Genomic DNA, 6,612 nt, shown 5'->3' on the forward strand with positions numbered 1-6,612 from the left:
ATTTAGGTCTGAAGACAAATCCTTTGTGCTAATCCAACGCTGCTCTCTGGTTTTAAAATCAGTTATTAGGCGCTCAATATCCTTTACTAACTCTTTGTCTTTATCAGCCCCTGATTGGCCAAGTTGCTCAACTTCCATCATCATCTCCACCAAGTACATGGGTGGAGGCAAAATGTCAGCGGTTAATTCATTGGCATATATAATCTTATTGTATTTTTCACTGCCAATACTGCCACTATTACTGTTTAAATAACCAATCACTGATAACAATAAAACTGTAATCACTGAAATAGCTGCCATTAAACCAAGCTGTTTCTTCAGAGTCATATTCATGGATAAAGCCCTTTCCAATTATTTTGCCGGTAACAAGAGAAATTAATCTCAAATAAATTTACTTATATTGCTTTCTAAATTTAAAACTTAATCTGCTGCATCACTCACGGTGTTTTGCCTATCAAACACACCGAGTTCATCACTTGTAATAAGTCGTTCAATATTAACCAATATCACCATTTGTTCATCGATTGGTGCCAAGCCAAGTAAGTATCGGCTATCAAATGCCACACCAAATTCAGGTGCCGGCCTGACTTCTTCATCGGTTAAACGGATAACATCTGAAACGCCATCCACCACGATGCCAACTATCCTTTCGGCGACATTAAGCATAATCACTATAGTGAATTCGTTGTAGGTTGCTTCACCCACATCAAATTTTAGACGTAAGTCCACTATAGGCACTATGTCACCACGCAAATTAATCACACCTTTAAGAAACGGAGGAGCATTAGCAATTTTAGTCACTGGTTCGTAGCCCCGAATTTCCTTTACAGACATGATATCCAGCGCATAATGTTCATCTCCTAAAACAAAGCTCAGGAACTCTCTAGAATCAGCATGAGTTAGTAACTCTTGCTCCTGACCCGCTCGCAAACTTGTCATAATACTTCAGCCTCCGGAATTGGAATTTTCACACTGGCAGCTAATGATTCAACATCTAGAATTAGGGCTACCCCGCCATCACCCATTATAGTTGCGCCCGCTACGCCTGAGACACGCTTATAATGTTGTTCTAAACTTTTTATCACCACTTGTTGCTGTCCTAATAATCCGTCAATTAATAAACCAAATCGTTTTTTACTGCTCTCTAACAACACCACAATACCTTTTGTAGGATCCGTAATAGCATTGTCAATTTGCATGGTTTTGTATAAATCAATAACAGGCCAATACTGCTCGCGAATCCATAAAAGCTTGTCGTTGGAAATCATCTTTATTTGGTCTTCATTCGGTTGAATAGACTCAATGATATTGACTAAAGGCACCACAAAAACCTGTTCCCCAACCTCTACACACATGCCATCGACAATCGCTAACGTTAAAGGCAGATGAATATGGAACTCTGAGCCGAAACCTTGATGAGATTCAATTTCAATACGGCCACCTATTGCTTCGATATTACGTCTAACTACGTCCATGCCGACTCCACGTCCAGATACGTCGGTCACTTCAGCGGCAGTTGAAAACCCAGCTTCAAATATCAGTTTCCAGACCTGTTCATCTGGCATGTTTACATCAACATTCAGGCCATTTTCAATCGCCTTGTCTAAGATACGCTGACGGTTAAGACCCGCTCCGTCGTCAATAATACTAATAAGTATGCTGCTTCCCTTTTGCTCTGCCCTTAAGATCACAACCCCTGTTTCAGGCTTGCCGGCAGCCAAGCGCTTTTCAATAGTTTCAACACCATGATCGATACTGTTACGCACCAAATGGGTAAGAGGGTCAACTAATTTTTCAATCATGCCCTTATCAATCTCAGTATTTCCCCCTTCAATTTGTAGGTCTACTTTCTTACCAAGCTTGGTGGATAAGTCTCTTACCACACGAGGAAAACGATTAAAGGTGACATGCATAGGTAACATACGCATGGACATGACTGACTCTTGAATTTCGCGGGTATTACGTTGTAGTTCAGTCAATGCAGATTGGAGCTTTTCTTCAGCCTCCCCCTGTACTTCGGAGCCAATCATGGCCAACATTGATTGTGTTATGACTAACTCACCCACCAAATTAACCAGCGAGTCTATTTTATTTGTGTCTACACGTATCGACGAAGATTCAGTCGCACCACTTTTCCCCGAGGGCTTTTTAGCCGCTGATGTTTTAGGTTTTGATTTAGGCTTAGATTTAGGTGGCGATTCAACTTTAGGAACTGAAACAGGTTTTGTTGAGCTAGACACAACGTCAGGAGTGACGCTCTTTTCTTCACTAATTGGTGCGGAGATTGCGCTTTCTTCAATCGGCTCAAAGAAGCCGAACCCATCAATATTTTCTTGTTCTTCTGTGACTGATTGGCTTCCTTCAGCAAGAGGTTCGAAAAAGCCAAATCCCTGCTCATCTTCAACTTGTTGAGCTGTTTCTTTTTCTTCTTGAGCTGTTAAAGGCTCAAAGAAACCAAAACCGTCTTCATCTTCAGAAGCAGTATTTGCCTCTAATGATGCTGGTTTGGTATCAGCGTCATCGAAAAACCCAAACCCTTGTTCTTGCTCTTCTTCATGGGCTGCAGCCGCGTCACTTTCACCCAGCCCACCGGCACTTGGCTCAGAATCTCCATCCGCCAACACTGCTTCCAATTGCAATACGGTTGAGTCAGCCAATGACTGATCGATTTCTTCATCGTTACGGTAGTTATCTAAGATTACTTTTAAGGTGTCGACTGTTTTTAAAAATAAATCTACTACTGGTGTCGTGAGTGTCATGGAACCTTGACGTGCCATATCCAGTAGATTTTCCATGACATGGGTCACACCTGTTAAGGCGTCAAACCCAAAAATACCACTGCCACCTTTTATCGAGTGAGCCGCACGAAATATACTATTCAGTTGCTCAGCATCAGGCTCCTCAAGATTCAAGTCCATCAATTGATGTTCCATTTCATCTAGGTGCTCCTGACTTTCATCAAAAAACACACCATGAAATTGCTCCATATCAATTGACATATACGTCTCCTAACCCTATTAACCGAGTACTTTTTTAACGACTTGAAGTAACTTATTTGGATCAAATGGTTTAACCATCCAACCTGTAGCGCCAGCTGCTCTTCCTTGTGCTTTCATTCCATCACCAGCCTCTGTCGTCAATACAATAATCGGAACAGAGCGATAAGAAGGCATAGCACGTAATGACTTAATCAGAGTGATACCATCCATTCGAGGCATATTTTGATCTGTCAGTACAAAGTCATAACTACTGCGGTTGCACATTTCCAAAGCTTCTTGTCCATCTTTGGCCGTCGTCACATCGTGATTTGTGGATTTTAGTGTCACTTCAACCATCTGTCGGATAGAAGGTGAATCATCTACTATTAAAATACTCTTACTCATAATTTACTCATTTAATAATTACTGAAGTTTGATTTTTATCTTTTGCATAATGAATTTTTGAGGACAAGCGATGAATCAATGCAACACCTCTACCAGATAACTCTGAATTAGAGCCTGACGTTGCTTTGCCAATATCATAACCATCCCCCGAATCCCAGACTCGAAACGAGACCTCCACTTTCTGAGAATCATAAATCATTGCTACTTTTATACCGTCACCTGGGGTTAATGCCTGCATTCTAGCTTCTCGTAGTTCATAAAACTGCGCAAAACCATTCTCTTGTTCTTTCATTGATGACTCTAGCTTTAGTACACCATGTTCAATAGCATTGACTATCAACTCTGTACATACAGTAAACGTTTTTTGCTGTAACTCTATAGGAACATCAGCTTCTTTCATAAACGACTGAATATTTCCCATTACATCAAAATGTTCAAGAAGAGCCCCATGTATATTTAAATTTAGTTGAACATGGCCATTTTTAGTTGTTTGAACTTGTGACTCGTTATAACTTTTATTCAATAATTGATTAATGTCTAAATGGCAAATTGACACATCATCTAATTGTATTTCTTCACCTAGAAATTCAGCAAAACTTGCCTCTATATCGTGAATAAAATTTTCTGGAGTACTTTCTGCCAGTAAAGCTTTAAGTTTAGGCATTCCATAATCTTGTTTTTCTGCGTTTTCTTGTTCTAACAGTCCATCACTACAAAAAACCAAGTGTCCCCCACGGCTCACTTCGTAAGACTGAACACTCGCATCAAAATCATCTTTATCTAATATACCAAGAGGTAAATTAGTCGAACGGCTTTCACCAACCAACACCCCTTTATTATCCATCATCAATACTTCCGGCATCCCGCCATTCCATATATTTAATCGAGAGTTACTCGCATCAAACTCAATGGCGATAGCCGCTACGAATCGATCGTCTGGAATACTCGTTCCTAACTTATAATTGAGTTCAAATAGAATACTAGATAACTCTAAACCTCTTGCCACTAAACTTTGAAAAAGAGAAGCCACTGGTAAGATACTAATAGCCGCGGCTAATCCATGCCCGGTAGCATCCAACAAAATCATACAAATATTGCCAGTGGGTGCTTTACAAACAATAAAAGTGTCACCATTAAACGCCGAAGAGGATTTTAATAGTGAATGAACAAAATGATCAGCATTAAACTCTTGATTAACCATATGTTCATATACATGGCGAGCTAATTGTTCTTCGTCTTCTTTCTCATCAAGTAAACTTTGTACTGTTGTGGCTTGTTGAGCAACTTTGAGCTGTAATTGATGAGCTGAATATAATCTTTGCAGTTTTAACCAGAGCAATTCAAAATTGAGGGGCTTTAATAAATAATCGTCAACACCAAGCTCAAAACATTCACGCATAGTTTCTTGGTCTTCTTCCCCCGTCACCATCATGACTGGCATAGTCAATTTAAGATACTTGATATCCTCCATCAACTCTACTCCCATGCCATCTTTAAGCATGTAATCCAAGATAATAAAATCAGGCTTATGCGATTGCAGATACTCTCTTGCCTCCGCAACAGAGTATACTGATTCAGCGTTTACTCCCTGAGAAGAAACAAATGAATGAACCAGTTGGTTAAAAATAAGGTCGTCGTCAACGATTAGAAGGTTGATATTAATTTCCTCTGGCACTAAATAAGGAGACTATTCGAAATCATATAATTTATTAAAGTTTGCTACTTTCAGAATATCTTCAGCAGTACTTTTAGCACCTCTTATAGCCACATTAATTTTGGCCGTTTTAGCCTTTTTTTGTAACAAAACCATCATTCCTAACGCTGAACTATCTAAATATAAGACTCGGCTAAAATCTAAGACGATTTTAACAATCCCCTCTGGTGCATTAAATATAGCTTGATACTGCTGTGAAAATGTTTTGTTGTAACTAAAATCAAAACGCTCGGGTAAAGACAAAACTTTGGTATCCGCCATATTTTCAATATCTCTCAGTGTTTAATTGTTAAAACAACTCAATCTCTCCAGCTTCCATAGAGGTGCTAGAAACTGGGTTATGCTGGCCTACTTTGTTGACGCGAGTTTTCGTTAAGTACTCTCTCAACTCGGCAATTAATTGTGCAAAGTTAGTAGAATCTAAATTTTTAATATTATTAGCGATAAAGATTAGCAACTCATAGGTATAAGCAATGTTTTGACCGTTGATGTCGCCAAACTGTAAACCTCGAATGGAATTATTTAAGGCGTCTTCTAATTCTTTAGCAATCCCGTCTAATTCGTGAGTCACTTTAGAGTCAGCTTCGGCTTTTGCAATAATACTAGTCAAAGCTGCGTGAATTTCTTTTTTTGCTTCAATGACATACGACACATCTTGCGACGCGGCTTCTCCAACTTCTTCAGTTAAGTCCTCAACCTTCAGGCCGATTTGGGTTAATTGTTTTTGGATCGATTCACTGAATTCTGCTGAACGAGTAGATAAGTTTCTAACTTCATCAGCTACCACAGCAAAACCACGCCCTTTTTCCCCCGCTCTTGCGGCTTCAATCGCAGCGTTTAACGCCAACAAATTGGTTTGTGAAGAAATAGAATCAATATCACTTAATGCTTTCATTACATCAGGCATAAGCTCAGAGATGGCATTTACTTTTTCCAATAATCCCATTAATTTGGCAGACATTTCGACCGTAGTGTTAATAAAACGGTCTAAAGTCCCATCGGTATTGATGGCAAAATTACGCATTTTATTACTATGAAATTCATTCTCTTCATCTACCTCATCTTCTTCCTTAATCAAATGTTCTATACAATCACTTTGTCTAACCACTAAATTCTGCAACTGAGAAAAAGAGCTACTTAAAGTGTCTATGGCATCTGACTGAGTAGACAACACGCTTTGCAAGTTTTCACCACATTCTTCTATGGTGGGGGCAAGTTCATTCACTAAATCACGTAATTCGTGAGAGGTCTGTAATTGATTAAGGGAAGGTGACTCTGATGAAGATAAATCGTCCTGAACAACATTTGGAGTTTGTTGATAGGAAACAACTATTATGCTCAAGATACAAGCTAGTAGACTGGCCATGATAGGCTGTCCTAAATAGCCAAGATAAATACTTAAAGCCAATATGACAACCAATAATATCCATTGCAAAAACGAATTTTTGAAGTTAAATCTTTTTAAATCCATCTAATTCCAGTACCAAATTTTAAATGCACTAAACTTGTTATCTG

The 6,612-nt window shown here is 39.1% G+C and carries 7 protein-coding genes; all 7 read right to left on the bottom strand.

Features of this window, described 5'->3' with window-relative positions; translation table 11 throughout:
• Window positions 1–333, bottom strand: a 333-nt coding sequence (locus ACSHXM_RS20305) for a hypothetical protein (protein ID WP_435691957.1), incomplete at its 3' end; no start/stop codon positions are given.
• Between the two features lie 87 nt (window positions 334–420).
• On the bottom strand, window positions 421–939 hold the full coding sequence (locus tag ACSHXM_RS20310) for a chemotaxis protein CheW (protein WP_435691959.1): 519 nt from the start codon (window positions 937–939) through the stop codon (window positions 421–423).
• Window positions 936–2,999 carry a chemotaxis protein CheA gene (locus tag ACSHXM_RS20315; RefSeq protein WP_435691961.1) on the bottom strand — a complete coding sequence of 688 codons (2,064 nt, stop codon included), beginning with the start codon at window positions 2,997–2,999 and terminating at the stop codon, window positions 936–938. The genes ACSHXM_RS20310 and ACSHXM_RS20315 overlap by 4 nt, the downstream gene beginning before the upstream one ends.
• An 18-nt stretch (window positions 3,000–3,017) precedes the next feature.
• Window positions 3,018–3,383 carry a response regulator gene (locus tag ACSHXM_RS20320; RefSeq protein ID WP_435691963.1) on the bottom strand — a complete coding sequence of 122 codons (366 nt, stop codon included), beginning with the start codon at window positions 3,381–3,383 and terminating at the stop codon, window positions 3,018–3,020.
• Window positions 3,384–3,390: 7 nt separating this feature from the next.
• Entirely contained in the window at window positions 3,391–5,058 is a 1,668-nt protein-coding gene (locus ACSHXM_RS20325) for a SpoIIE family protein phosphatase (RefSeq protein ID WP_435691965.1), read from the bottom strand.
• Window positions 5,059–5,070: 12 nt separating this feature from the next.
• Window positions 5,071–5,358 carry an STAS domain-containing protein gene (locus ACSHXM_RS20330; RefSeq protein WP_435691967.1) on the bottom strand — a complete coding sequence of 96 codons (288 nt, stop codon included), beginning with the start codon at window positions 5,356–5,358 and terminating at the stop codon, window positions 5,071–5,073.
• Window positions 5,359–5,386: 28 nt separating this feature from the next.
• Window positions 5,387–6,568 (bottom strand): methyl-accepting chemotaxis protein, encoded by a 1,182-nt coding sequence (locus ACSHXM_RS20335; RefSeq protein WP_435691969.1) that lies wholly within the window; start codon window positions 6,566–6,568, stop codon window positions 5,387–5,389.
• Window positions 6,569–6,612 lie beyond the last annotated feature (44 nt).

Source organism: Paraglaciecola sp., from assembly GCF_051252315.1.
In the GTDB taxonomy this organism is placed as follows: Bacteria; Pseudomonadota; Gammaproteobacteria; order Enterobacterales; family Alteromonadaceae; genus Paraglaciecola.